This is a genomic window from Mycobacterium sp. 852014-52450_SCH5900713, assembly GCF_001667075.1.
In the GTDB taxonomy this organism is placed as follows: Bacteria; Actinomycetota; Actinomycetes; order Mycobacteriales; family Mycobacteriaceae; genus Mycobacterium.
The window spans coordinates 126907-152322 of sequence record NZ_LZIL01000011.1; the positions used below are offsets into that span (position 1 = coordinate 126907).

Consider the following 25416-nt stretch of genomic DNA (forward strand, 5'->3'; position numbering starts at 1 on the left):
CGGACGCGTCGGCGAACCATTAGTTTGGTGGCGTGCTCAGCGGGATTGCCATCGTTCCTTCGGCTCCGCTGCTGGTGCCCGAGCTCGCCGGAGCGGCCGCCGCGGAGGTGACCGACCTGACGGCCGCGGTGCTGGCGGCGGCCGCCCTATTGCCCGCGCGCTGGACCGTCATCGGGACCGCCGGGCGTGACGACGTTTTCGGCCCCGACACGGCCGGCTCGTTCGCGGGTTTCGGCGCCGACGTGCGGGTCGGGTTTTCCCCGCAAGCCCCGTCCGGGCCGCCCGCCGAGCTGCCCGTGTGCGCGTTGCTGGCCGGCTGGGTCCGGGCCCAGGCCCGGCCCGACGCGACCGCGCAGGCCCGCGTCTACTCCGCCGACCACGACGCCGAGACCGCGCTGGCCCAGGGGCGACGCTTGCGCGCCGACATCGACCGATCACCGGAGCCGATCGGCGTGCTGGTCGTGGCCGACGGCGCGAACACCCTGACGCCGGCCGCCCCCGGCGGATTCGACCCGGGCAACGCCGGCGCGCAGGCCGCCCTCGACGACGCGCTGGCGACGGGCGACGTCGCGGCCCTGACGCGGCTGCCTCGGCAGATCCTGGGCCGGGTCGCCTTTCAGGTGCTGGCCGGCCTGTCCGAACCCGGGCCGCGATCGGCCAAGGAGCTGTACCGGGGTGCGCCCTACGGCGTGGGCTACTTCGCCGGCGCCTGGCAGCTCTGAGGTGGCCGTGCGACCGCTGGCGATCATCGGCCCCACCGGAACCGGCAAGTCACAGCTGGCGCTCGACTTCGCAGAACGGGTCGAACGGCTCGAGGGCCCCGCCGAAATCGTGAACGCCGACGCGATGCAGTTCTATCGCGGAATGGACATCGGGACGGCCAAGCTTCCCGTCGACCAACGCCGCGGCATCCCACATCACCAGCTCGACGTCCTGGACGTCACCGAGACCGCGACCGTCGCCCGCTACCAGCGCGCGGCCGCGGCCGACGTCGAGGCGATCGCCGCCCGCGGCGCCGTCCCCATCATCGTGGGCGGCTCGATGCTCTACATCCAGTCCCTGCTCGACGACTGGTCGTTCCCGGCGACCGATCCCGCCGTGCGGGCGCGCTGGGAACAGCGGCTGGCCGAGGTCGGGGTCGGCGGGCTGCACGCCGAGCTGGCCCGCCGCGACCCCGCCGCCGCAGCGGCCATCCTGCCCACCGACGCGCGGCGCACCGTGCGGGCGCTCGAGGTGGTCGAGCTGACCGGCCGGCCGTACGCCGCGTCCGCACCCCGAATCGGCCCCCCGAGGTGGGACACCGCCATCGTCGGACTCGATTGCGACACAACGATTCTGGACGAGCGGTTGGCCCGCCGCACCGACGCCATGTTCGACCAGGGCCTGGTCGGCGAGGTGAGCGCGCTGCTGGGCGGGGGCCTGCGCGACGGGGTCACCGCGTCGCGCGCCCTGGGCTACGCCCAGGTGATCGAGGCGCTCGACGCCGGGGGCGGCGCGGATCGACTGCGCGAAGCGCGGGAACAGACCTACGTGGGCACCCGACGCTACGTGCGACGGCAGCGGTCGTGGTTCCGCCGCGACCACCGGGTCCACTGGCTGGACGCCGCGGATAGCAAGCGGCTCGTCGACGAAGCCCTGCGAGTCTGGCGCCACGTATCCTGAGCAGGTGAATCGCGCGGCGCACCTGACTTTCGTCAAGGGCCACGGCACGGAGAATGACTTCGTGTTGTTGCCCGATGTCGACGCGGCGCTCACACTCACCGCGCCCCGGGTGGCCGCCTTGTGCGACCGGCGGCGCGGGCTGGGCGCCGACGGGGTGCTGCGGGTGACCACCGCCGGTGCTGCCCATTCGGCCGGCGTGCTCGACCGGCTGCCCGACGGCGTGGACTCGGCCGACTGGTACATGGACTACCGCAACGCCGACGGCTCCGTCGCCCAGATGTGCGGCAACGGCGTCCGGGTGTTCGCGCACTACCTGCGGGCCAGCGGGATGGAGTCCCGGGACGAGTTCGTGGTCGGGTCGCAGGCCGGCCCCCGGCCGGTCACCGTGCACCGCGTCGATGCGACGTATGCCGACGTCACCGTCGACATGGGCAAGGCCAACACGCTGGGCGCGGGCGAGGCGACGGTCGGCGGGCGCCGGTTTTCCGGCCTGGCGGTCGACGTGGGCAATCCCCACCTGGCGTGTGTGGATCCCGACCTGACCGCCGAGGAGCTGACGAGGCTCGACGTGGCGGCGCCGGTCAGCTACGACCACGCCCAGTTTCCGGAGGGGGTCAACATCGAAGTTCTCACGGCACCGGCCGGTGGCGCGGTGCGGATGCGGGTGCACGAGCGGGGCGTGGGTGAGACCCGCTCCTGCGGCACCGGCACGGTCGCGGCCACGGTGGCCGCACTGGCCGCCGGCGGGGCGGACACCGGCACCCTCACGGTCCGGGTGCCGGGCGGCGACGTCGTCGTCACCGTCACCGATGCCACCAGCTACCTGAGGGGGCCCTCGGTGCTGGTGGCGCAGGGGCAGCTGAGCGGGGAATGGTGGGACGCGCAGTAGCGTTAATTCGAGTGCACGACGCCGATCCGCCGTGCATCATCTTGTATTGCCTATGACATATCCAGAATCTCCCAATTTCGCTCCCGCAGTAGCGGAGCCAAGCACCGGCGAACTCGCCCTGGAAGAACGGTCGGCGCTGCGCCGCGTCGCCGGTCTCTCCACCGAACTCGCCGACGTATCCGAAGTCGAGTACCGCCAGCTCCGGCTGGAACGCGTAGTGCTGGTCGGCGTGTGGACCGACGGCACCGCCGCCGACAGCGAGGCCAGCATGGCCGAGTTGGCCGCCCTGGCCGAGACCGCCGGTTCCCAGGTGCTCGAAGGGCTCATCCAGCGTCGCGACAAGCCCGACCCGTCGACCTACATCGGCTCGGGCAAGGCCCAGGAGCTACGCGAAGTGGTGCTGGCCACCGGCGCCGACACCGTGATCTGCGACGGCGAACTGTCCCCGGCGCAGCTGACCGCGCTGGAGAAGGCGGTGAAGGTCAAGGTCATCGACCGCACCGCGCTGATCCTGGACATCTTCGCCCAGCACGCCACCAGCCGGGAGGGCAAGGCACAGGTATCGCTGGCCCAGATGGAGTACATGCTGCCGCGGCTGCGCGGCTGGGGTGAGTCCATGTCCCGGCAGGCCGGCGGCCGCGCCGGCGGCAGCGGGGGAGGCGTGGGCCTGCGTGGCCCCGGTGAAACCAAGATCGAGACCGACCGCCGCCGCATCCGTGAACGCATGGCCAAGCTGCGCCGCGAGATCAAGGACATGAAACAGGTCCGCGACACCCAGCGCAGCCGCCGCCTGCACAGCGACGTGCCCTCGATCGCCATCGTCGGCTACACCAACGCCGGCAAGTCCAGCCTGCTCAACGCGCTGACCGGCGCGGGGGTGCTGGTGCAGGACGCGCTGTTCGCCACGCTGGAACCCACCACCCGCCGCGCCGAGTTCCCCGACGGGCGGCCGCTGGTGCTCACCGACACCGTCGGGTTCGTCCGGCACCTGCCCACCCAACTGGTCGAGGCGTTCCGCTCCACGCTGGAGGAGGTCGTCGACGCCGACCTGTTGCTGCATGTGGTCGACGGCTCCGACGCCAACCCGCTGGCCCAGATCAACGCGGTTCGCGCGGTGATCTCCGACGTCATCGCCGACCACAACGGCGACCCACCCCCGGAGCTGTTGGTGGTCAACAAGGTCGACGCCGCGAGCGGCTTGACCCTGGCCAAGCTTCGTCACGCGCTGCCCGGCGCGGTCTTCGTCTCGGCCAGGACCGGCGAGGGCATCGACGCGCTCCGGCGCCGGATGGGCGAGCTGGCCGTTCCGGCCGATACCGCGGTGGACGTGGTGATTCCCTACCACCGCGGTGACCTGGTGGCCCGGCTGCACGCCGACGGTCGCGTGCAGCAGGAGGAGCACAACTCCGACGGCACCCGGATCAAGGCCCGCGTACCGGTGGCGCTGGCCGGGCGCCTGCAGGAGTTCTCGACGCGCTGATCTGCCCGGCGACCGGACCCCGCCGGCCGCCGACCAACCGTCTGGTTGGTATATGTTGGGCGACAGAGTTTCCAGTCGCCGGAGGTCATTCACATGGGCAGTGCCGTCAAGTACCAGCGCACTCTTTTCGAGGCGGAGCACGACCTGTTCCGTGAGTCCTACCGGGCCTTCCTCGATCGCCACGTCGCGCCCCATCACGACGAATGGGAGAAGGCGAAGATCGTCGACCGGGGCGTGTGGCTCGAGGCCGGCAAGCAGGGCTTCCTCGGCATGGCGGTGCCCGAGGAGTACGGCGGCGGGGGCAACCCCGACTTCCGGTACAACACGATCATCACCGAGGAGACCACCGCCGGTCGCTATAGCGGGATCGGCTTCGGCCTGCACAACGACATCGTGGCGCCGTACCTCCTGGCCCTGGCCACCGAAGAGCAGAAGCAACGCTGGCTGCCGAAGTTCTGCAGCGGCGAGATCATCACGGCGATCGCGATGACCGAGCCGGGAACCGGCAGCGACCTGCAGGGCATCAAGACCCGCGCGGTCGCCCACGGCGACCACTTCGTGCTCAACGGTGCAAAGACGTTTATCACCAACGGAATCAACGCCGACTTGGTGATTGTGGTGGCGCAGACCGATCCCGACAAAGGGGCGCAGGGCTTTTCGTTGCTTGTCGTCGAACGCGGCATGGAGGGTTTTGAACGCGGCCGGCACTTGAACAAGATCGGGCTGGACGCGCAGGACACCGCCGAGTTGTCGTTCACCGATGTCAAGGTGCCCGCTGAAAACCTGCTGGGGCAGCAGGGCATGGGATTCATCTACCTGATGCAGAACCTGCCGCAGGAGCGGATTTCGATCGCCATCATGGCCGCCGCGGCAATGGAGCAGGTGCTGGAAGAAACCCTGCAATACACCAAGGAACGCAAGGCATTCAACAAGCCGATCGGCAGCTTCCAGAACAGCCGCTTCGTGCTCGCGGAGCTGGCGACCGAGGCGACGGTGGTGCGCATGATGGTCGACGAGTTCATCCGGCTGCACCTGGACGAGAAGCTGACGGCGGAGCAAGCGGCGATGGCCAAGTGGTACTCCACCGAAAAGCAGGTGCACCTGATCGACCGTTGCCTGCAACTGCACGGCGGCTACGGCTACATGCGCGAATACCCGGTCGCCCGTGCCTATTTGGACGCGCGGGTGCAGACCATCTACGGCGGAACGACCGAGATCATGAAAGAGATCATCGGGCGCAGCCTCGGGGTCTAGCGCTAACACGTTGGTCGACAACGCCATCGGGCCGGCCAATTCGCACCCCGACGGCAAACCTCATCAATGCCCGGCGCGCGAGGCGATTTTTCGGGTAGATCGTTGAAGAGTTAATGGCTTCACGTACCGTCGGCACATGTGTTCGGGGTACGTCGCCCGCGTAATGGCGCATCGTCGAGCCGAAAAGCGCGACGCCGCTGACGACCCCGGTAGGTCCGGCAACTCCCGCGGGCGCGGAATCGCAACGCGCGACGGCGGCCGTGCGCTATTGCGCAGGCGGGCGTCGGGTTCGGATACCCATGCGTCGCGCGACCGATGCTGCTGTCGGTCGCGATTTGAGCGTGGCTCTGCATCATTTCGACATCGGCGTGGTATCCGTTTTTGTAATATTCGTGATTTGACTTCGCATTTTTCGTCCGCGGGAGCAAAGTTATGCGCGCCCGGTGGTAATGCGGATCGGAACGGGGTTGTTTCCCCGCGGTCGGACTACGGCCCGCCTGCCGGCTGTGCAGGCACGGGCCTAGTCGCTGACAGGGGCATGGCCGTCGGCTGGGAGGCTTGGTGAACGGGCAGAGAGGTCACATGCGCAGGCTGGTCGCGAGCGCGCTGGTCACCTTGACCGCCACGGCAATAGCCGCCGCCTTGCTGGCGCCGCCGGCAGCGGCGTCTCCCATCGGCGACGCCGAGGCGGCCATGATGGCGGCCTGGGAGAAGGCCGGGGGCGACGGTTCACCCTTGGGCGCCCGGAAGGGCGATGTGTACCCCGCCGGGGATGGTTTCGCGCTGGACTTCGACGGCGGCAAGATGTTCTTCACCCCGGCGACCGGCGCCAAATTCGTCTACGGGCCGATCCTGGACAAATACGAGATGCTGGGCGGGCCCGCGGGCAGCGATCTGGGGTTTCCCGCCATCAACGAAGTGCCCGGGCTTGCCGGACCCGACAGCCGCGTGAGCACCTTCTCCGCGAGCGACAAGCCGGTGATCTTCTGGACGCCCGAGCACGGCGCGTTCGTGGTGCGCGGCGCGATCAACGCCGCCTGGGACAAGCTGGGCAGTTCGGGCGGCGTCCTCGGCGTCCCGGTCGGCGACGAAACGTACAACGGCGAGGTGTCCGCCCAGAAGTTCAGCGGCGGCCAGGTCTCGTGGAACAGGCAGACGAAACAGTTCTCCACCGACCCGCCCGCATTGGCCGACCAGTTGAAGGGCCTGCAGGTGGCGATCGATCCCACCGCGGCCATCAACATGGCCTGGCGCGCGGCCGGCGGGCCCAATGGGCCGTTGGGGGTGAAGAAGGGTGCGCAATATCCGATCGGCGGTGACGGGATCGTCCAGGACTTCGCCAACGGCAAGGTCTATTTCAGCCCCGCCACCGGCGCGAACGCCGTCGAGACCAACATCCTGGCCAAATACGAGTCGCTCGGCGGACCCGCCGGCAGCGACCTGGGTTTCCCCACCGCCAACGAATCCGACGGCGGCATCCCGTCGAGCCGTATGGTCGCGTTCTCCGGCGCCGACAAACCGGTGATCTTCTGGACGTCGGAGCGCGGCGCGTTCGTGGTGCGCGGCGCCATGAAAGCGGCATGGGACAAGCTCCGCGGACCGACCGGCAAGCTGGGCGCGCCCGTCGGTGACCAGGCGGTCGACGGCGACGTCGTCTCGCAGCAGTTCGCCGGCGGCAAGATCTCGTGGAACCGGGCGAAGAACACGTTCAGCACGGATCCCGCCAACCTTGCGCCGCTGCTGTCCGGCCTGCAGGTGTCGGGCCAGACCCAGCCGAGCAACTCGGCGATGCCCACCCACGCCAAGAAGTTCACGTGGCAGTGGTGGTGGCTGCTGGCCGCCATCCCGGTGCTGGTGCTGATCGCCTTGGCCGGATTGCTGGCGGTCGGTTGGCGTCGGCGTCGCGCCATTCGCGAGGATGCCGGCTACGAGCCTCCCCGCGACCTCGATGCCGGTTACGACGCCGGCGCCGAGCGGCAGTGGGGACGCGACGACGTCAGCACCGAGCATTTCGCGGGTCAGCAGGAAGCGCCCGAGGCGGCCGGCCGGGTCAGCTGGCGGCGCGGCGGCGCCGATGAGGATTCATTCGAGCAGGACCCCGACGCGGTGGACACCGACTCCTTCTCCGCGGTCTCGCCGGCGGCCCTGTCGGAGGCCGGCTACCCCGAAACGGAGACCGAGTACGTCGAATCCGATTACGGCGCATCCGATTACGCCGAGGGGGATTACGCGGACGAGGATTACGCCGAGGTCGAGTACGCCGACGATGAGCGGGAGTCCGCCTACCCGGACGCCGCCCGTGGCGACGATGACTACGTGGAGGCCGAATACCTCGACGTCGCCGTGGCGCCGACGCCCCCGGACCCCGAATTCGACGCGGGTGGCCCCGACTTCGGCGCCCCCGAGGGCGATTATCCGGATGTTGCGGTCACGCACGTCCCGGCGGACGTCGCCGAGGCCCCCACTCCAGAAGCCGCCGCTCCGGAAGCCGTCGTGACGGCCGCGGCCGCGGCCGCTGCCGAGCAGCGCAGCGGGCGGCACGCGGCCACGGATGACGAGGACACCGCCGGAGGGGCCGGCCCGGCCGGGCGCCCGACCATCCACCTGCCGCTCGACGATCCCTATCAGGTGCCCGACGGATACCCGATCAAGGCGAGCGCCCGCTTCGGTCTGTACTACACACCGGGCAGCGAGCTCTACCACGACACGCTCGCCGAAATCTGGTTGTCCAGCGAAGAAGTGGCGCAGGCCAACGGCTTCGTCAAGGCGGACTGAGCCGACCAAAAGTCCGCGACGGGCTAGACCTTGCGGATCACCGTGACGACCTTGCCGAGCACGGTCGCGTCATTGCCGGGAATGGGGTCGAACGCGGGGTTGTGCGGCATCAGCCATACCTGACCGCCCGCGCGCTTGAACGTCTTCACGGTGGCCTCCCCGTCGAGCATGGCAGCGACGATGTCGCCGTTGTCGGCGACGTTCTGCTGGCGCACCACCACCCAGTCGCCGTCGCAGATCGCCGCCTCGATCATGGAGTCGCCGACAACCTTGAGCAGGAAGAGCGTGCCCTCGCCGACCAGCTCGCGCGGCAGCGGGAAGACGTCCTCGACCGCCTCCTCGGCGAGGATGGGGCCACCTGCAGCAATGCGCCCGAGGACCGGAACGAACGTCGGCTCCGGCAGGGCGTCCGAGCCGGCGACATCGGTGGTGCGGGCCGTCACCTCTTCGTCCGCGCCGCGGACATCGACCGCCCTTGGGCGGTTCGGGTCGCGACGCAGGTATCCCTTGCGTTCCAGGGTGCGCAGTTGATGAGCCACCGACGAGGTCGACGTCAGACCGACGGCGTCGCCGATCTCCCGGATGCTCGGCGGGTAACCGCGACTGGTGACCGACGCGCGAATGACGTTCAGGATCGTGCGTTGCCGTTCGGTCAGCGCTGAATCCACGGCGTGCAGCCGACCGCCCGCGCCGGCCGATGAAGTGTCGTTGCTGTCGCTCATGGCACTGAATGTAACCCCACGGCGGCCGAGAATCAAACATGTGTTCGACTAGCGTGTCGCCCTGCCGGCGCAGCCGCGAGATCGCCCGCCGAAGTCGTTAATCACAAAGGTGTAACTCTTCGGCAGATCGGGTATTTCAGCCGCATGTCAGCTCTAGCGACCGCGGCCTTGTCGGTGGCGTGGTCTAGCGTTCGACTCGTGCGACACGCTTCGCTCACATGTTCGGATTTCGAACACACGAGCGATACAGTCGAACAGCTGAGCGAATCAAGTTGACCGGAGGAACGCAGATGACAACGATCCACACGCTGGCGCCGCGTACCAGCAGCCCCCGGCGTCCGGTCAACGGACCGGTCCACGGGCTTCGTTACGGCCGGGACGGGCTGGCCGGTTCCCGCCGGCCCGGTCCGTCGAGGCCGGCGGGCGCGCCCACGCGCTATTCCGGCACCGGCGTCGCGATGTCCGCCGCGCCGCACCGCAAGCGGCCCGTCACGGTGGCGACCACCGTCTGGTTGGCTTTGGCGGCCGGAGCGATCACCCTGTGGCTGGGCCTGGTCGGGAACGTCGGTCAGGTGCTCAACGGCGACGCCGGAAGTTCGGCTGCTCACGTACCCGACCGGTTGGCCGTGGTTCGCGTCGAGGCGGGGGAGTCGCTGCAAGACGTCGCTCACCGGGTGGCGCCCGACGCGCCGGCGCGCCAGGTTGCCGACCGCATCCGCGAACTCAACGACATGAACTCACCGACGCTGGTGGCGGGCCAAACGCTGATCGCCCCGGTCGGCTGACCGCCGCCCTCGCGGGGGCCGGCTGCATTCGCCGCGCAGGTGAGCGCACGGGTACGCTCGTGCTGCGGTACCTGGTGTTTGTCGGCACGGCGAAGGAGCGGCCATGCATTGCCCGTTCTGCCGGCATCCCGATTCCCGGGTGATCGACTCGAGGGAAACCGATGAAGGGCAGGCCATCCGGCGCCGCCGATCCTGCCCGGAGTGCGGGCGGCGTTTCACCACCGTCGAGACCGCGGTTCTCGCAGTGGTCAAGCGCAGCGGCGTCACCGAACCCTTCAGCAGGGAGAAGGTCATCAGCGGTGTCCGCCGGGCATGCCAGGGCCGCCAGGTGGACGACGACGCGCTGAACCTGCTGGCTCAGCAGGTCGAGGACACCGTGCGCGCCGCGGGGTCCCCGGAGGTCGCAAGCCACGAGGTCGGGCTGGCCATCCTCGGCCCGCTGCGCGACCTCGACGAAGTGGCGTACCTGCGGTTCGCGTCGGTATACCGCTCCTTTGAGTCCGCGGACGATTTCGAGCGGGAGATCCAGGCGCTGCGCGAACACCGCCAAGTGACGACACCGAGCTGACAGCCCGGCCCAAGCCGCCCGGGCTAGTTTGGATTGCCCGCCTCCTCAGCAGGCCGTCCCGGCCTGCATCGTCACCTGGCTAAGCTCGGTTCCATGCCCACCGACTTGCATCCCGATCTCGAGGCACTGGCACCACTCCTGGGAACCTGGGCTGGCCAGGGTGCGGGCGAGTACCCGACGATCCAGCCCTTCGACTACCTCGAAGAAGTGGTCTTCTCTCACGTCGGAAAGCCGTTTCTGGCCTACGCGCAAAGGACCAAGGCGCCCGACGGCAAGCCGTTGCACGCCGAAACCGGATACCTTCGCGTGCCGCAGCCCGGTCACGTCGAGCTGGTGCTGGCGCATCCGAGCGGCATCACCGAAATCGAGGTCGGCACGTATTCGGCCGCCGGCGGCCAGATCGAAATCGAGCTGTCCACAACGGACGTCGGGCTCACCCCGACCGCCAAAGAGGTGACCGCGCTTGGCCGTTCCTTCCACATCGATGGCGACGAGCTGTCGTATTCGGTGCAGATGGGCGCGGTCGGGCAGCCCTTGCAGCACCACCTCGCCGCGGTGCTGCGCCGGCAGCGCTGAACCGGGCCCGGGGTCAGTTCAGGTGCGTCACACCGTCATTGACAACGCGCCCGGCCACCCCCACCCAGCCCTCGGCGTTCCACGTCGTCTCGATGACCGATCCCTTGCCCTGGGTGATGTGTAGGTCGCGGCTGAGGTAGTCGGTGATCCGCATCGCTGCCGAGCCGGTTGCCTCGTCTTCCGGCACACCGAGGTTGGCGGCAAACATGCGGGCGCGTACCGATCCGGCGGCCCGGTCGGTCCACGCCCACAGGTAGTGCGCCGTGTCGTCGGAAAAATCTCCCGGGTCGGCGGCGAGAAGGTCCTCTGCTGAACCGAATTCGTGCAGGGCGACCTCGGGAGCCCAGTCCGACCGTGCGCTGATGCCCGCGCTTTCCGCCCCATAGCTCACCTGCACGATGCCGGCCGTCACCTGCAGCGTGTTGATCGGCGTTCCGTTCTGGCGCAGCCACCACGCCGCGCCGACGGTCGGGTGCCCGGCGAACGCAATCTGGATCAGTGGGGTGTAAATGGTGGCGTGCGCCGTCGCTGATCCGGCAGCCGGAAGATCGACGAAAACCGTTTCGCTATAGCCCAATTGAGTTGCGAGCCGTTGCCGAGCCGCGGGCTCGACCTGGGCGGCATCCACGACACCGAGCGGATTGCCGAAATTCCCCTCCGGATCGGTGAACACCCGCAACACGGTGACGTCGATACCCATGGCCCGACTGTACGGCCCGTGGCGCGGCCGCGGGGTTCAGGTAGCGCTGCGCTCGTCGGATCCCATGGCGTTCAGCACGGCGACGCGGGTGGGGGCGGGGCCGGTGACGGCCTTCTCGCCGCCGCCGCTGCGGAGCAGCTCGCGCAGGGCGGCCTGGTCGTAGTCGGCGGGCGCGGTGGTGTCGATGAAGCGTTCGACCACGTCGATGAAGCGAGCCGGGTCGTCGTGGAAGGGGAAGTGGCCGGAGCCCTGGAAGATTTCCAGGCGGGAGCCGGGCATCGCGGCGTGCGCCATCCACGCATGACGAACCGGGACGACCACATCCTTGGTGCCCCAGACGATCTGCACCGGAATGGCTTCGGTCAAATAGCACCGGTCGAGCATGGTGACGATCTGCCCGCGCCAATCCACCACCGCACGCAGCGTCCGGCTGAACGCCGCCGACGCCGTCGGCTCCGGCAGGTCGTCGAGGATCCGCAGGACGTTGGGCAGGTCGCGACCCAGGCCGGTCGATCCGATCGCCAGGCCCGCGATCCGTCCCGCCAGCTGCACCGCCGGCAGCACCAGGGGAAGCCGCAGCAAGGCCAGCGCCTCGCTGCCCATCGGCAACGAGGCCAACCGCAAGGCGACGTTGACATCCTTGGTGACGCCGCCGGCCGCGACCAGGATCAGCCGGTCGACCAAATGCGGGAACTGGTAGGCGAATTGCATGGCCACGCCGCCGCCCAGCGAATGGCCGACAACCGTGACCCGCTCGATGTCGAGCACGCTGAGCAGGTCGCGCATCCCGTTGGCATAGGCCGCGACCGAATAGTCGGCGCGTGGCTTGTCGGATCGCCCGTGGCCCAACAGGTCCGGGGCGATGACCGTGAACCGCTGGGCGAGCTTGGCCTGCACGGTGTTCCAGGTCGTCGAATTGTCACCGATGCCGTGGACCAGCAGGATCGGCGGCCCGTCACCGGCGATGCGGTAGGCCCGCTTGTAGCCGTGGATGGTGCGGAACTCCAGCCGCGGCGCGCTGACCTCCCGCACCGGGCGGAGAGTGCTCTTGCGCTTCCGCTCGGTCATGTCGCCACCTTTGGTGTCGGGCCGGGCTGAGGCCGGGCGGAAAGGTCAGGCCTGGTCGTCGTCGCCGCGCTTCTTCTCCGCCTCCTGGGCGAGGAATCGCTCAAACTCTGCACCAAGCTCGTCGCCGCTAGGCAGGTCCTCGTCGCGAGTTAGTAACGACCTGTTCTCCTGAGCGTCGATGAAGGCATCGTACTGGCGCTCGAGCGCGGTCACCACTTGAGCAACCTCCGCGCTCGCCTCGACCTGCTCGTCGATCTTGCTCCGGATCACCGCCGCGGCTTCGGTCAACGCCGTCAGCGGCAGCTCGAGCGACGCGATCTTGGCCACTTGCTCGAGCAACGCCTCTGCGGCCGCCGGGTAGTCGGTTTGCGTCAGGTAATGCGGCACATGCACGGTGTAGCCGACGACCTCGTGGCCGTGCTGTGCCATCCGATATTCCAGCAGATTCGACGCGCTGCCGGGGACCTGGATCTCCGAAATCCACGGCGTGAACTCGGCGATCAACTCGGGGTTGTTGGAGTGCGCGGTCATCGTGATGGGCCGCGTGTGCGGAACCGCCATCGGCACGGTGCCCAGGCCGATGGTCTGGCGAACGTTGAGACGCTCCGCCAGCAGGCGGACCGCGGTGATGAAGCGCTCCCACTTCAGGTCCGGTTCCATTCCGGCGAGTAGCAGAAACGGCGTGCCGATGGTGTCGCGCAACGCGTACAGGCTCAGCTCGGGGTCGTCGTAGTTCGTGAAGTGATCGGTCTTGAAGGTCATCAGCGGCCGCCGCGACCGGTAATCCAGCAATTCGTCGATGGCGAAGGACGCCACCAGCTCGGAGTCCAAGGCCGCTTTCAGATGCGACGAGGCCAGCCGGATCGCGTGACCGGCATCCGAAAATCCTTCCAACGCGTGCACCAGCACCGGGCCTCGCCCGTCCGACGTCGACAGCTGGGGCGCGGGCAACTCGAGCTCGTACATGCCGGCCTGTCCCGGCTGGTAGTGCTGCTCCTGCGGGTCCTGATCGTGAGCCATCGGAATCGCCTCCTCTCGGGGGGTTCTCCAGCGTGCCCTACCAGTGTCCCCCGAATCGATGGGCACCAATATCAAACAGCGATGTGAAGTTCGCGTTTAATCCACAAGTGAACATGGCGGGGGGTCGCTCGTGAGTTTTGCCGGCGAGCCGGGTGGCACGCGACGCGTCGAAATCTGCTCTCTGTGCAGGTGTCAGGCATGATGAAACCGATGCGCGTTCCGACCGTGATGCTGTGCCTGGTGGTCGCCGTGGCGACGTCACTGACGTCGTGCAAACGGCCGCCGGGCGATCATGCGTCGGCCCCTCCGGCGGCCCCGCCGCACAGCAGTGCGCCGGTGCAGCGGCTCGGTCAGCCCCAGCAAAAGGCGGTGGCGGGGCCGGTGGACCCGGACAAGCGCGTCGGCGCCATCTTCATCGACGGCGGTCCGCTGCACGTGTGCACGGGCTCGGTGGTGCATTCCGCGGGCGGCAACCTGATGATGACCGCGGCGCACTGCCTGGCCGGGGCCACCAAGATCACCTTCGTGCCGGGTTTCGTCGGCAACGCGCCCCCCGCGCCGGCCGACGTGTGGAAGGCCGATGCCGTCTACCTCGACCCCCGCTGGACCGCCAGCAAGGATCCCAACGCCGACTACGCGATCGCGCGGTTGAGTAACGACGCCGGGGGTTCGGTGGAGTCGCACGCCGGCCTGGCGCTGACGCTGGGCACGACACCGCCGCCCGGTAGCCACGTCACCGTGATGGGCTATCCGGCCGGTGTGGGTGGCGCTCCCATCGGGTGTCAGGCGAGCACGTCGTTGACCGAGGCCGGATTTCCCTCGTTTCCGTGCGAGGGGCTGGTGGACGGCACCAGCGGTGCGCCCTGGGTCAGCGGTACCACGTTGACTGGGGTGATCGGTGGTTTCGAGCGCGGTGGGTGCGCCGCGAACGTGTCGTATTCGGCGCCGTTCGACGCGCAGACCGCGCAGCTGTTGGCCCGCGCCGATGCCGGCGGCCCCGGCGACCCGGTTCCCGGGGAGCTCGACGAGAGCTGTTAGGCGCGGAACTGGTTGAGCGCGCGCACTTTGTTCATCACGTCGAGCGCGGCCACCTTGTAGGCCTCGGAGAACGTGGGGTAGTTGAAGACGGCGTCCACCAGGTACTCGACGGTGCCGCCGCAGCCCATGACGGCCTGCCCGATGTGCACCATCTCGGTGGCGCTGGTGCCGAAGATGTGCACGCCCAGCAGCTTGAGATCGTCGGTGGACACCAGCAGCTTGAGCATGCCGTAGGAGTCGCCGGCGATCTGGCCGCGGGCCAGTTCGCGGTACCTGGCCACGCCGACCTCGTAGGGGACCGCGTTCTTGGTCAGCTCGACCTCGGTGGCACCAACGTAGGAGACCTCGGGGATTGAGTAGATGCCGATCGGCTGCAGTTCGGTGATGCCGTCGGTCTGCTCCCCGAACGCGTGGTAGGCGGCCAGCCGGCCCTGTTCCATCGATGTCGCGGCCAGCGCGGGGAAGCCGATCACGTCGCCGACGGCGTAGATGTGCGGCACCTTGGTCTGGAAGAAGTCGTCGACGAAGATCCGGCCGCGGTTGTCGGCCTCCAGCTCGGCGTTGTGCAGGTCGAGGTGGTCGGTCTGGCCCTGCCGCCCGGCGGAATACATCACCGTCTCGGCGGGGATCTGCTTGCCGCTTGCCAGGGTGGTGACGGTGCCCGCCGAGCCGACGTCGACCGCAGTCACCTCCTCGCCGAACCGGAACGTCACCGCCAGGTCGCGCAGGTGGAACTTCAGCGCCTCGACCACCTCGGGGTCACAGAAACCCAGCATGTCGCTCTGCTTCTCCACGACGGTGACCTTGGTGCCCAGCGCGGCGAACATGGAGGCGTATTCGATGCCGATCACCCCGGCGCCGACCACCACCATCGAGGTGGGCAGCGATTTGAGGTCGAGGATCCCGTCGGAATCGAGCACCCGCTCCTCGTCGAACTCGACGCCGGACGGCCGCGCCGGCCGGGTGCCGGTGGCGATGACGATGAATTTGCCGCTAACGGTTAACTTTTCGCGACGGGACGGGTCTTCGACCTCGATGGTGTGCGGGTCGACGAACCGGCCGTGGCCCAGCAACAGGTCGATGCGGTTGCGCATCAGCTGGTTGCGCACCACGTCGACCTCCTTGCCGATCACGTGCTGGGTGCGCGCCAGCAGGTCGGCCGGGGTGATCTTCTCCTTGACCCGATAGCTCGCGCCGTACAGTTCCCGTTGACTCATGCCGGTCAGGTAAAGGACGGCCTCGCGCAACGTCTTTGACGGGATGGTGCCGGTCTGGACGCACACCCCACCGAGCATCTGGCCGCGTTCGACGATTGCAACCGACTTGCCGAGCTTGGCCGAGGCGATGGCGGCCTTCTGGCCGCCGGGCCCCGAACCGATGACCACCATGTCGTACTCTTGCGCCGAACTCATGGGCTAACAGTAGATCAGCAGAACTCACAGTGCTGGGTTCATTCACAGGCCCGGGATTGCATCCGTTCTCCCGAGCGCCGGATGACGGTGCGGCCCGTCAGCGTGGTGCCCATGACGACGCATCGACCTGACTTCAAACTGAACCGGCCCGGCGCACTCATCGCCGCGCTGCCTGCCGTCCTCGGCTTCGTTCCCGAAAATTCATTGGTACTGGTGTCTTTGGATGGTGGCGACCTTGGAGCGGTGATGCGGGTCGACCTCTCCGACGAGCTCGCGGGGCGGGTCGGACACCTCGCGGAGGTCGCCGCCGCGGCCCGGCCCGACGCCGCGATCGCGGTGATCGTCGACGCGGAGGGGGCGCACTGCCCCTGCTGTAACGACGATCACCGGCTGGTGTGCGATGCGCTCGCAAAGTCGTTGTCCGAGCACGACATCGAGCTGTGGGCCGCACACGTGGTCGACCGGGTCGCCCTCGGTGGGCGCTGGCACTGCGTGGACGGTTGCGGCTCGAGCGGTCTCGTCGACGATCCGTCGGCGTCGCCGCTGGCGGCCGCGGCGGTGCTCGACGGCAGGCGGCTGTACGCGCGGCGCGCCGACCTGCAGGCCGTCATCGCGATCGAGGACACGGCGCGCAGCGCCAAATTGACCGCCGTGATCGACCGGCAGGAGACCAGGCGCCGGGCCGCGCACCGCGCGGATCCGGCCCGCTGCGCCCGCGCCGACGTGAAGCACGCGATGGCGGCCGCGTCCCGTGTCGCCGCCGGCGAGGCGCTGACCGCAGGCCAGCTGGCGAAGCTGGGCTGCGCACTCGTCGACCCGCAGGTGCGCGACATCCTCTACGCCCTGGCGGTCGGTGAGCATGCCGACGAGGCGGAGTCCTTGTGGGCGCTGCTGGCTCGCACCCTGCCCCCGCCCTGGCGGGTGGAGGCGCTGGTGCTGCTCGCGTTCAGCGCCTACGTCCGCGGCGACGGACCGCTGGCCGGGATATCGCTGGAGGCCGCGCTGCGCTGCGAGCCCGGGCATCGAATGGCGGGCATGCTGGACACGGCGTTGCAGTCCGGCCTGCGGCCCGAGGACATCCGGGAACTGGCGCTTACCGGCTACCGGCTGGCCAAAGAGCTCGGCGTGCGGTTGCCGCCGCGACGGCCGTTCGGGCGCCGGGCGTGCTAGCCCCTACGTCAGACTTTCTCGACCTTGACGGCGTGCGCCATCTCGTGCGGCAGGGTGACGTTCTCGTGGCCCGGGATGACGATGGTGACCCCGGCGGGCCCGGTCTCGACGGTCACCCGGGCGTTGGGGACGACGCCGGCGTCCTTCAGGCGGGTGATCAGGTCGATGTCACCTTGCACGTGTTCGGTCAGCTGGCGGACGACCACGGCCACCGGCGAACCGGGCGGCAACTCGGTCAGCCGGACGAGGTTGGCGTCGTCGGCGCCGGACTCGGGGCCGACGCCCAGGTCCAACAGCCCCGGGATCGGGTTACCGAACGGGGAGGTGGTCGGGTGGTTGAGCACCTTCACCAGTCGCCGCTCGACGTCCTCGCTCATCACGTGCTCCCACCGGCATGCCTCGGCGTGCACTTCCTCCCAGGGCACCCCGATGACGTCGACGAGCAATCGCTCGGCGAGACGGTGCTTGCGCATGACGGAGATGGCCAGCGCGCGGCCCTTGTCGGTGAGCTCCAGGTGGCGGTCGCCGGCGACGTGGAGCAGCCCGTCGCGCTCCATACGGGACACGGTCTGGCTGACTGTCGGCCCGCTCTGGTCGAGGCGTTCCGCGATGCGCGCACGCAGCGGGGTCACGCCCTCTTCTTCGAGGTCGTAGATGGTCCGCAAGTACATCTCGGTGGTGTCAACCAGGTCGTTCATTCAGCACCTTCCATCGACGCCGAGTCTACTTGGCCAGCTGCGCGAATGGGTGTAACGCTGCCCCGACAAGCAGTATGCCCGCCGCGTGCGCGGCGGGCATACCGTCTGCTACCTAGCTGGGGGTCTTAGCTTGCGTACGACCGTAGCCGGTCGGCGCGCTCGCCGTGGCGGAGTTTGGACATTACATCCCGCTCGATCTGCCGGACCCGCTCGCGGGAGAGGCCGAACAGCTTGCCGATCTGATCGAGGGTGCGCGGCTGGCCGTCGTCCAGGCCGAAGCGCAGCCGGATCACCTGGTGCTCGCGCTCGTCGAGAGTGGCGAGCACGCTGCGGATGTCGGTGTGCAGCAGCTCGGCGATCACCGCGTTCTCGGCGGACATCGCCTCGGCGTCCTCGATGAAATCGCCCAGCGGGGCCTCTTCTTCGGAGCCGACCGGCATGTCCAGGCTTACCGGGTCGCGGCTGTGCTCGAGCAGGTCGTTGATCTTCTCGACCGGGATTCCGGACTCGGCCGCGAGTTCCTCGTCGGTGGCCTCGCGTCCCAGGTTCTGGTGCATCTCCCGCTTGATTCGCGCCAGCTTGTTGACCTGCTCGACCAGATGCACCGGCAGCCGGATGGTGCGGCTCTGGTCGGCCATGCCACGGGTGATGGCCTGACGAATCCACCATGTGGCATAGGTGGAGAACTTGAATCCCTTTGTGTAGTCGAACTTCTCCATCGCGCGGATCAAGCCCAGGTTGCCCTCCTGGATGAGGTCCAGCAGCGGCATACCGCGACCCGTGTAGCGCTTGGCCAGCGACACCACCAGGCGCAGGTTGGCTTCCAGCAGGTGACGGCGCGCGGCCTGTCCATCGCGCGCGACGGCCTCGAGGTCACGCCGGCGGTTCTCGCCGAGGCGCTTGCGAGTTTCGAGCAGATGCTCGGCGTAGAGCCCGGCCTCGATGCGCTTGGCCAGTTCAACCTCGCCCGCAGCGTTCAGCAGCGCCGTCTTACCGATGCCATTGAGATACACGCGCACGAGGTCCGCGGCGGGGCTTTGAGCATCCAGATCGCCGTCAAATCTGCTCGTGCTGGCGTTCGCCATAGCGACCTCCCGTTCGGCTTGTACTGTCATCGAGTTCAACGACAGATCAGCTCTGAGAGTTCCCGGCGTTTTGTGATCTCACACGTCTTGACGTGCGGGAATGTGCCGTCGACCTGAGAATGTCCTGAGAAGTGCGGACTATTCCCAGCCCTGCGGTCCGGTGGGCCAGCTCGAGGGGGGATGCCGGGGCGGTTCGATCGCCGGCCGCTCGGCGCTCGGGAAGAGCGGCGTGCGCCGCCGGGCATCGTCGAACCGCCGCGGTTCGTCGGGGCTGCGCGGTGGCCGGTCGTTGGCGATCAGGACCGCCATCCATGGCAACGGGATCGACACGGCCACGATCGCCAGTGAGATCAGACCGTTGTGCCACGCGCCGTACGCCAGCGCGGCCAGGATGAGCGCCGGGATCCGGAACCCCATCAGCGTCAAGTATTTCCGGACCCGCGCGCGGTGCTGCTCTTCGTAGGAGGGTGCTGCGGCGGTGATGAGCACCGGCCGGCCCTCATCGTCGAACCCCAGATCGGATTCGCGCTTCATTTCTCCACTCTCCCACACCTGACCAATTCCGGCAGAAGCGAGTTACGGGGCACAATGTCAGGTATGGAGACCCAGACGATCGAACGCACCGAGACCGACGAACGCGTCGACGACGGGACGGGCAGCGATACGCCGAAGTACTTCCACTACGTCAAGAAGGACAAGATCGCCGAGAGTGCGGTCATGGGCAGCCACGTGGTGGCGTTGTGCGGGGAGGTCTTTCCCGTCACCAAGGCGGCCAAGCCGGGCTCGCCGGTCTGCCCCGATTGCAAGCAGATCTACGACCGGATGAAGAAGGGCTAGGTCGGCCGCGACGGCTCGGCCGTCAGCGTCGCGGTGTCGGCGGGCGCCGGCTCCGGTGCCGAAGCCGCCGGCCGCTTGAGCGCCGTCACCCGGGATTCCAGCCACTTGCGCAGCCGGTGGGCGTGAGTCTTCGGCGCCGGGAATTCCTCTTGGATCGCCGCGTTGAGTTCGGCGCCGAGCATGACCGCGAAACCGCCGAAGAACGCAAAAAGCAGGAACGCTATCGGTGTGGCCAGCGCGCCGTAGGTGTAGCCGGTGCTGGTGATCCACCGCAGGTAGATCCGAAGGCCCAGCGTCGCGACCAGGAAGACCGCCGTGGCGAGCACGGCGCCGAAGATCAGCCGGTGCGTCGGCAGGGGCTCGGGTAGTGCCACCCGGTACAGGATGACCACCCCGACCAGCAGGCCCAGGATCAGCGCCGGGTAATACCCGTAGCGCAGGACGTTGGCCAGGCTGTCCGGGATGTGTTCGCTCAACTTGCGCGGCCCCACCACCAGTACCGGCGCGGCGACCACCACGAACACCAGCATCACCACGTAGAGGAACAGGGCGAAGAGCCGCTGCCGCACGGGGTGCCGCAGCGGGGTCTGGTCGTGCGCCTCCACCACTGCGTCGACGTAGGCCGAGATCGCCGACGATCCCGCCCACATCGAGATCAGGAAGCCGACCGAAACCACCTCGCCACGCGCGTTGGCGGTGACGTCACGGATGGTCGGCTCGATGATCTCGTTGACGACGCTGGGCGAGAAGAAACTGCGGATCGCGGAGATGATGCTCTTCTCGACCGCCGTCAACGTGTCGGGCCCGAACAGCGGCGCCACGTACGCCAGGCTTCCCAGGATCCCCAGGAGCAGTGGTGGTAGCGACAGCGCCGACCAGAAACCCGCCTGCGCGGACTCGGAAAAGATGGAATCGTCCCAGCTTTTCGAGAGAGTCCTCAGACTGAGTCGCCTGATGTGATGGCGGGACGGTTTTGCGACTTGATCGCTCATACCCGTCCAGCATTACCGAAGACTGCCCCACAAGCCCACATTGGCCGTGGGTGAGTTGAGCCAAACTAGCTTCCGCTGATCTCCAGGACGGCGGCAAGCTCGGTCAATTTCGCCTCGTGCTCGTTGGCGTGATGCTGGCAGAAGAGAAGCTCAGCTCCGGAAGGCAGCTTGGCGCGGACTCGAGCGGCGGCACCGCAGCGATCGCAGCGGTCCGCACGGGTTAGCTCGGGACTGGTCAGAGTTGCATTCATGGCTTCTCCGTTCTTGCTTTCATTCACTCTCTCAGACGTATGGGGTTTTCGCGTTGTTCCCTGATCGTTATCGGGTGTGTCGTTTCTCACGGCCTGTAAACGTTTCGTTTCCGACGCATCTCTAATGTGTTCATCCATGACTTCCGCTCCTGACCTGCTGGTACATCTGTGTGGGGTCGACGAGTGGGCCCGTGCCCGCGCGTGCGGTGAGCTCCACGCGTCCGGCGGCCAGTTCATCCATCTCTCGACGCCGGAACAGGTTCACCTGCCGGCGAACCGGCTCTACCGGGGCCGCGATGACTTGGTGCTACTGCACATCGATCCGGCGCGGCTGCACTCCGAAGTGCGTTGGGAGCCAGGAGCTGCAACGGATCCGGAGTCGATGCTGTTCCCGCATCTGTACGGTCCGCTGCCCACGGATGCTGTGATCAGAGTCACGGCCTACCGCCCGGGCCCCGACGGAACCTTCCCGCCGGTCGCGGGATCCACGTAGGCGTCGGCCTCGATCTCGACCAACAGCTCGGGCGCTATCAGCGCGGACACCTCCACCATGGTGGCCGCGGGACGGATGACGCCGAAGACCTCCGCGTGCACCGCCGCTACCTCGCGCCAGCGGGAGATGTCGGTGACATAGATCCGGGTGCGGACCACGTCGGTAAGCGCCGCTCCCGCCTGCCGCAGTGCAATCTCGATCCGGCGCAAGGCATCTCGGGCCTGGGCCGCGATGTCGCCAGCGGGTCCCGCGCCTGTCGTTCCGGCTACCGACACGTGCGGGCCGACCCGCACCGCGCGCGAATAGCCGACGGCCGCTTCGAACTCGGAGCCGGATGACACCACTGTGCGGTTGGCTGACATGGGAGTCACCGTACGACGGCCACGCCGGCGGCGCGACGCATTTTCTGGGGGCGCTGAGCGTCCTTGCGCGGCAACGGGTCCGGCGAGGACGCTCGGGGTTACTAGTCGAGGTAGTCGCGCAAGACCTGGGAACGGCTGGGGTGGCGCAACTTTGACATCGTCTTGGACTCGATCTGGCGGATGCGCTCGCGGGTGACGCCGTAGACCTGGCCGATCTCGTCGAGGGTGCGCGGCTGGCCGTCGGTGAGGCCGAAGCGCAGCCGTACTACGCCGGCTTCGCGCTCCGACAGCGTCTCCAGCACCGACTGCAACTGGTCTTGCAGCAGGGTGAACGACACCGCGTCGACGGCCACCACGGCCTCGCTGTCCTCGATGAAGTCACCCAGCTGGCTGTCGCCCTCGTCGCCGATGGTCTGGTCCAGCGAGATCGGCTCACGGGCGTATTGCTGGATCTCCAGCACCTTTTCGGGCGTGATGTCCATTTCCTTGGCCAGCTCTTCAGGCGTGGGCTCGCGGCCCAGGTCCTGCAGCAGCTCGCGCTGGATGCGGCCCAGCTTGTTGATCACCTCGACCATGTGCACCGGGATGCGGATGGTGCGGGCCTGGTCGGCCATGGCGCGGGTGATGGCCTGCCGGATCCACCACGTCGCGTAGGTGGAGAACTTGTAGCCCTTGGTGTAGTCGAACTTCTCGACCGCACGGATCAGGCCCAGGTTGCCTTCCTGAATGAGGTCCAGGAACGCCATCCCGCGGCCGGTGTACCGCTTGGCCAGCGACACCACGAGGCGTAGGTTGGCTTCCAGCAGATGGTTTTTCGCGCGGTCGCCGTCGCGGCAGATCCACATCATGTCGCGACGCTGAGCGGCCGGCAGCTTGTCGCCGCGCTCGGCCATCTCGGCCATCAGCTGCGTGGCGTACAGGCCGGCTTCGATCCGCTTCGCCAGCTCGACCTCTTCCTCGGCGTTGAGCAGCGCGACCTTGCCGATCTGCTTGAGGTACGCGCGAACCGAGTCCGCGGATGCGGTGAGTTCGGCGTCCTTGCGCGCCTGACGCAGCGCCTCGGACTCGTCTTCGTCCCAGACGAAATCGCCGGAGGCTTTGTCCTTTTCGGAGGGCTCGGCGATTTCCTCGTCCTCGTCGGCGGGAGCCGCGACGGCCACGACGGGCGGGGTGGTTGCCTCTTCCTCGCTGTCGTCGGTGTCGGGCGGGTCGACTTCGGCGTCCTCGCCGTCGGCCGCGACGTCGTCTTCCTCCAGGTCGTCGAGGCTCAGGTCGGCGGCGTCGATCTCGAGGTCTTCGCCGGGCTCGGCGTCGAGCTCCGCGTCGTCGAGATCTTCGACGGCCTCCAGGTCGACCTCGGCCTCCGCCGGCGCACCCTTGGCCGCTTTGGTCCCGCGGCCCGATGGTGCCTTGGCGGCGCGGGTCTTCTTGGTGTCGGCGGCGGAGCCGGCCTCGGCCGCGCTTGCCGGCGCCTTGGCGGCGCGTTTCGCGGGAGCGGCGGACCCATTAGCGGCCTTGGCCGCCGAGCGCTTGGCGGGGGAGGACGGAGACTTGGTGGCGGTCCGTTTCACCGGCGCATCGGTTGCCGGGCTGGCCTTGGTCGGTGCCACTTACACCCCTTCGTTTGGGCTCACCTTCGGTGGGTAATGGGCATGGTTAACCGAAAGTGTCTGCTATGTCGATGTCGGCGTTGGATCAGCGTGGGTGTTTGCACGCTAACGTTCGGGCGGTCGCCGATGACCATTGTAACGACAGTGAGCGGCCGAACGGCTCTGCCGGGCGAAAATCAGTGCGTCACGTCCGAGGTGGAGGCCATGGCCGCGCCGACGATTCCGGCGGTGTTGAGCAGGGCAGCCGCCACCACCGGGGTGCGATTTTCGAGCAGCGGTAGCCACTTGTCGGCCTTGCGGCTGATGCCGCCCCCCGCGATGAACAGGTCCGGCCACACCGCGTTCTCGATGGCCACCAGCACCCGGGTGACCTGCTTGGCCCACCTTTCGAAGCTCCAACCGTTCTTCTCTTTGACCGACGACGCCGCGCGCTGCTCGGCCTCTTTGCCGCCGACCTCGAGATGCCCGAACTCGGTGTTGGGTATCAGGACGCCGTTGTGGATGACCGCGGAGCCGATTCCCGTGCCGAACGTCAGCAACACCACCAGACCCGACTGATTTCTGCCCGCGCCGTAGTGCTCCTCGGCCAGCCCCGCGGCGTCGGCATCGTTGAGCACCGTGACGTCCTGGCCGTCCAACTCCGCGCTGATGATGTCGCGCGCGTTACAGCCGATCCACGATTTGTCGACGTTGGCCGCCGTCTGGGCGACACCGTGGGTGACGACCCCGGGATAGGTCACCCCGAGTGGACCGGTCCAGCCGAACGCGTTGACCACCTCGGCGATGGTCTTGGCAACCGCCGGCGGCGTTGCCGGCTGCGGGGTGAGCAGCTTGATCCGCTCGCCGATCAGCTGCCCGGTGTCCATGTCGACGATGCCGCCCTTGATGCCGCTGCCGCCGACGTCGATGCCGAATCCCCGACGCTGTGGGGTGCCGACGGCGGCGCCGGTGCCGGGCGTATCCGTGGTCGAGTCCGTGCTGGTCATCGAAGCTCCTGGACGTGGCTGAGGCTGTCCGCCCACCTTAGCCCGGCGCCGGTGCGGCTACGGGGCATCTGCGGGGCCGTGCCGCCTGTGATGCGATAGACGGGTGACCCGAGGAGATGACGAGCCCGCCCGGCTGCGCACGGTGGCCGAATCGCTGGCCACGGAGGCCGCCGCGTTCGTGCGGCGCCGCCGCGCCGAGGTCTTCGGCGAGGCCGCGGCGGCCTCGCAACTTCCGGGCAACGGCGCGGTGCGGTCGAAGAGCACCCCCACCGATCCGGTGACCGTCGTCGACACGGAGACCGAACGCCTGTTGCGGGACCGGCTGGCCGAATTGCGGCCCGGTGACCCGATTCTCGGCGAGGAGGGCGGCGGCCCGGCCGACCCGGCGGGGACCCCCGCGGGCGCGGTGACGTGGGTGCTCGATCCCATCGACGGCACGGTGAACTTCGTCTACGGCATCCCGGCGTACGCGGTGTCGGTCGGCGTGCAAGTCGACGGCGTGTCGGTCGCGGGCGCGGTCGCCGACGTCGTCGCCGGCCGGGTGTACTCGGCCGCGACCGGCCTGGGCGCGCATGTCATCGACGATCAGGGGGTGCGGACGCTGCGGTGCGCCGCGGTCGACGATTTGTCGATGGCGCTGCTGGGCACCGGGTTCGGGTACTCACGGCAGCGACGGGCGACGCAGGCGGCGCTGTTGGCGCGGCTGCTGCCGGTGGTTCGCGACGTCCGCCGGATCGGTTCGGCGGCGCTGGATCTGTGCATGGTCGCGGCGGGCCGGCTCGACGCGTTCTACGAGCACGGCCTGCAGCCGTGGGATTGCGCCGCCGGCGCGCTGATCGCCGCCGAGGCGGGGGCGCGGGTTTCGTTGCCGGCGAACGACATTGAGGGCGCCGGCCTGGTGTTGGCCGCCGCGCCGGGAATCGCCGACGAGCTGCTGGCCGCCCTGGACGAAATCGACGGCCTCGACCCGATTCTCGATTGAC

At 68.3% G+C, this 25416-nt stretch carries 27 protein-coding genes; 14 read left to right on the forward strand and 13 right to left on the reverse strand.

What is annotated here, in order from left to right; translation table 11 throughout:
* Positions 1–32: 32 nt before the first annotated feature.
* The 6 genes from A5773_RS04395 (at position 33) to A5773_RS04420 (ending at position 8060) form a co-directional block, all read left to right on the forward strand.
* The gene (locus A5773_RS04395; RefSeq protein ID WP_066950372.1) at positions 33–722 is read left to right on the forward strand and encodes a hypothetical protein; all 690 of its coding nucleotides are present in this window, start codon (positions 33–35) and stop codon (positions 720–722) included.
* Between the two features lie 7 nt (positions 723–729).
* Complete coding sequence (gene miaA / locus A5773_RS04400) at positions 730–1662, forward strand: tRNA (adenosine(37)-N6)-dimethylallyltransferase MiaA (RefSeq protein WP_067789817.1); 933 nt, start codon at positions 730–732, stop codon at positions 1660–1662.
* Positions 1663–1684: 22 nt separating this feature from the next.
* Entirely contained in the window at positions 1685–2551 is an 867-nt protein-coding gene (gene dapF / locus A5773_RS04405) for a diaminopimelate epimerase (protein WP_067789820.1), read from the forward strand.
* 52 nt (positions 2552–2603) lie between these two features.
* Positions 2604–4031: a GTPase HflX gene (hflX, locus tag A5773_RS04410; RefSeq protein WP_067262341.1), complete on the forward strand. Its 1428-nt coding sequence runs from the start codon at positions 2604–2606 to the stop codon at positions 4029–4031.
* Positions 4032–4124: 93 nt separating this feature from the next.
* The gene (locus A5773_RS04415; RefSeq protein WP_066950365.1) at positions 4125–5285 is read left to right on the forward strand and encodes an acyl-CoA dehydrogenase family protein; all 1161 of its coding nucleotides are present in this window, start codon (positions 4125–4127) and stop codon (positions 5283–5285) included.
* Between the two features lie 582 nt (positions 5286–5867).
* Positions 5868–8060, forward strand: a complete 2193-nt coding sequence (locus A5773_RS04420; RefSeq protein ID WP_067789649.1) for an LGFP repeat-containing protein — start codon at positions 5868–5870, stop codon at positions 8058–8060.
* A 23-nt stretch (positions 8061–8083) separates the two neighbouring features.
* Here the strand turns inward: A5773_RS04420 and lexA are convergent, their stop codons facing one another.
* Positions 8084–8782 (reverse strand): transcriptional repressor LexA, encoded by a 699-nt coding sequence (gene lexA / locus A5773_RS04425; protein WP_066950360.1) that lies wholly within the window; start codon positions 8780–8782, stop codon positions 8084–8086.
* Between the two features lie 290 nt (positions 8783–9072).
* On the opposite strand from lexA, the gene A5773_RS04430 reads away from it, so the two are divergent.
* From A5773_RS04430 to A5773_RS04440, 3 genes are all read left to right on the forward strand, one after another.
* Positions 9073–9567: a LysM peptidoglycan-binding domain-containing protein gene (locus tag A5773_RS04430; RefSeq protein ID WP_067789652.1), complete on the forward strand. Its 495-nt coding sequence runs from the start codon at positions 9073–9075 to the stop codon at positions 9565–9567.
* A 103-nt stretch (positions 9568–9670) separates the two neighbouring features.
* Entirely contained in the window at positions 9671–10135 is a 465-nt protein-coding gene (gene nrdR / locus A5773_RS04435) for a transcriptional regulator NrdR (protein WP_046184812.1), read from the forward strand.
* Between the two features lie 93 nt (positions 10136–10228).
* Positions 10229–10711: a peroxynitrite isomerase gene (locus tag A5773_RS04440; RefSeq protein ID WP_066950354.1), complete on the forward strand. Its 483-nt coding sequence runs from the start codon at positions 10229–10231 to the stop codon at positions 10709–10711.
* Positions 10712–10724: 13 nt separating this feature from the next.
* Here A5773_RS04440 and A5773_RS04445 read toward each other — a convergent pair whose 3' ends face one another.
* From A5773_RS04445 to A5773_RS04455, 3 genes are read right to left on the reverse strand one after another with little or no spacing between them, the layout of a single operon-like run.
* A complete protein-coding gene (locus A5773_RS04445; RefSeq protein WP_067789654.1) occupies positions 10725–11411 on the reverse strand; it encodes a PhzF family phenazine biosynthesis protein in 687 nt (228 codons plus the stop codon).
* A 36-nt stretch (positions 11412–11447) separates the two neighbouring features.
* Complete coding sequence (locus A5773_RS04450) at positions 11448–12479, reverse strand: alpha/beta fold hydrolase (RefSeq protein WP_067262339.1); 1032 nt, start codon at positions 12477–12479, stop codon at positions 11448–11450.
* Positions 12480–12524: 45 nt separating this feature from the next.
* A complete protein-coding gene (locus A5773_RS04455; protein ID WP_066950344.1) occupies positions 12525–13499 on the reverse strand; it encodes a proteasome assembly chaperone family protein in 975 nt (324 codons plus the stop codon).
* Positions 13500–13697: 198 nt separating this feature from the next.
* On the opposite strand from A5773_RS04455, the gene A5773_RS04460 reads away from it, so the two are divergent.
* The gene (locus tag A5773_RS04460) at positions 13698–14537 is read left to right on the forward strand and encodes a serine protease (protein ID WP_067262337.1); all 840 of its coding nucleotides are present in this window, start codon (positions 13698–13700) and stop codon (positions 14535–14537) included.
* Here the strand turns inward: A5773_RS04460 and sthA are convergent.
* A complete protein-coding gene (gene sthA, locus A5773_RS04465; RefSeq protein ID WP_067262334.1) occupies positions 14534–15949 on the reverse strand; it encodes a Si-specific NAD(P)(+) transhydrogenase in 1416 nt (471 codons plus the stop codon). The two genes, A5773_RS04460 and sthA, sit on opposite strands and share 4 nt — an antisense overlap.
* A gap of 111 nt (positions 15950–16060) precedes the next feature.
* Between sthA and A5773_RS04470 the strand changes: the two genes are divergently transcribed.
* Positions 16061–17119 carry a DUF4192 domain-containing protein gene (locus tag A5773_RS04470; RefSeq protein WP_067262466.1) on the forward strand — a complete coding sequence of 353 codons (1059 nt, stop codon included), beginning with the start codon at positions 16061–16063 and terminating at the stop codon, positions 17117–17119.
* 8 nt (positions 17120–17127) lie between these two features.
* Here A5773_RS04470 and ideR read toward each other — a convergent pair whose 3' ends face one another.
* From ideR to A5773_RS04485, 3 genes are all read right to left on the reverse strand, one after another.
* Positions 17128–17817 (reverse strand): iron-dependent transcriptional regulator IdeR, encoded by a 690-nt coding sequence (ideR, locus tag A5773_RS04475; RefSeq protein WP_066950336.1) that lies wholly within the window; start codon positions 17815–17817, stop codon positions 17128–17130.
* Positions 17818–17942: 125 nt separating this feature from the next.
* The gene (gene sigB / locus A5773_RS04480; RefSeq protein ID WP_082948083.1) at positions 17943–18932 is read right to left on the reverse strand and encodes a sigma-70 family RNA polymerase sigma factor SigB; all 990 of its coding nucleotides are present in this window, start codon (positions 18930–18932) and stop codon (positions 17943–17945) included.
* A gap of 108 nt (positions 18933–19040) precedes the next feature.
* Positions 19041–19454: a DUF3099 domain-containing protein gene (locus tag A5773_RS04485; protein ID WP_369817315.1), complete on the reverse strand. Its 414-nt coding sequence runs from the start codon at positions 19452–19454 to the stop codon at positions 19041–19043.
* A 45-nt stretch (positions 19455–19499) separates the two neighbouring features.
* Here A5773_RS04485 and A5773_RS04490 point away from each other — a divergent pair, with 45 nt between their 5' ends.
* The gene (locus A5773_RS04490; protein WP_066950325.1) at positions 19500–19739 is read left to right on the forward strand and encodes a DUF3039 domain-containing protein; all 240 of its coding nucleotides are present in this window, start codon (positions 19500–19502) and stop codon (positions 19737–19739) included.
* Here A5773_RS04490 and A5773_RS04495 read toward each other — a convergent pair.
* Positions 19736–20731, reverse strand: coding sequence for a YihY/virulence factor BrkB family protein (locus A5773_RS04495; RefSeq protein WP_067262331.1), 996 nt, complete (start codon positions 20729–20731; stop codon positions 19736–19738). The two genes, A5773_RS04490 and A5773_RS04495, sit on opposite strands and share 4 nt — an antisense overlap.
* Positions 20732–20796: 65 nt before the next feature.
* Positions 20797–20982, reverse strand: a complete 186-nt coding sequence (locus tag A5773_RS25370; protein WP_082948084.1) for a hypothetical protein — start codon at positions 20980–20982, stop codon at positions 20797–20799.
* 136 nt (positions 20983–21118) lie between these two features.
* Here A5773_RS25370 and A5773_RS04500 point away from each other — a divergent pair, with 136 nt between their 5' ends.
* Complete coding sequence (locus tag A5773_RS04500; RefSeq protein WP_067789657.1) at positions 21119–21475, forward strand: DUF952 domain-containing protein; 357 nt, start codon at positions 21119–21121, stop codon at positions 21473–21475.
* Here the strand turns inward: A5773_RS04500 and A5773_RS04505 are convergent.
* The 3 genes from A5773_RS04505 to ppgK all read right to left on the reverse strand — a co-directional run bounded on the left by A5773_RS04505 (position 21424) and on the right by ppgK (position 24433).
* On the reverse strand, positions 21424–21837 hold the full coding sequence (locus tag A5773_RS04505) for a RidA family protein (RefSeq protein ID WP_067262329.1): 414 nt from the start codon (positions 21835–21837) through the stop codon (positions 21424–21426). The genes A5773_RS04500 and A5773_RS04505 overlap by 52 nt on opposite strands.
* A 101-nt stretch (positions 21838–21938) precedes the next feature.
* Positions 21939–23447: an RNA polymerase sigma factor gene (locus A5773_RS04510; protein ID WP_082948085.1), complete on the reverse strand. Its 1509-nt coding sequence runs from the start codon at positions 23445–23447 to the stop codon at positions 21939–21941.
* A gap of 176 nt (positions 23448–23623) precedes the next feature.
* A complete protein-coding gene (gene ppgK, locus A5773_RS04515) occupies positions 23624–24433 on the reverse strand; it encodes a polyphosphate--glucose phosphotransferase (RefSeq protein ID WP_066950316.1) in 810 nt (269 codons plus the stop codon).
* Positions 24434–24536: 103 nt separating this feature from the next.
* Here ppgK and A5773_RS04520 point away from each other — a divergent pair, with 103 nt between their 5' ends.
* On the forward strand, positions 24537–25415 hold the full coding sequence (locus A5773_RS04520; protein ID WP_066950313.1) for an inositol monophosphatase family protein: 879 nt from the start codon (positions 24537–24539) through the stop codon (positions 25413–25415).
* The last annotated feature ends 1 nt before the right edge of the window (position 25416 follow it).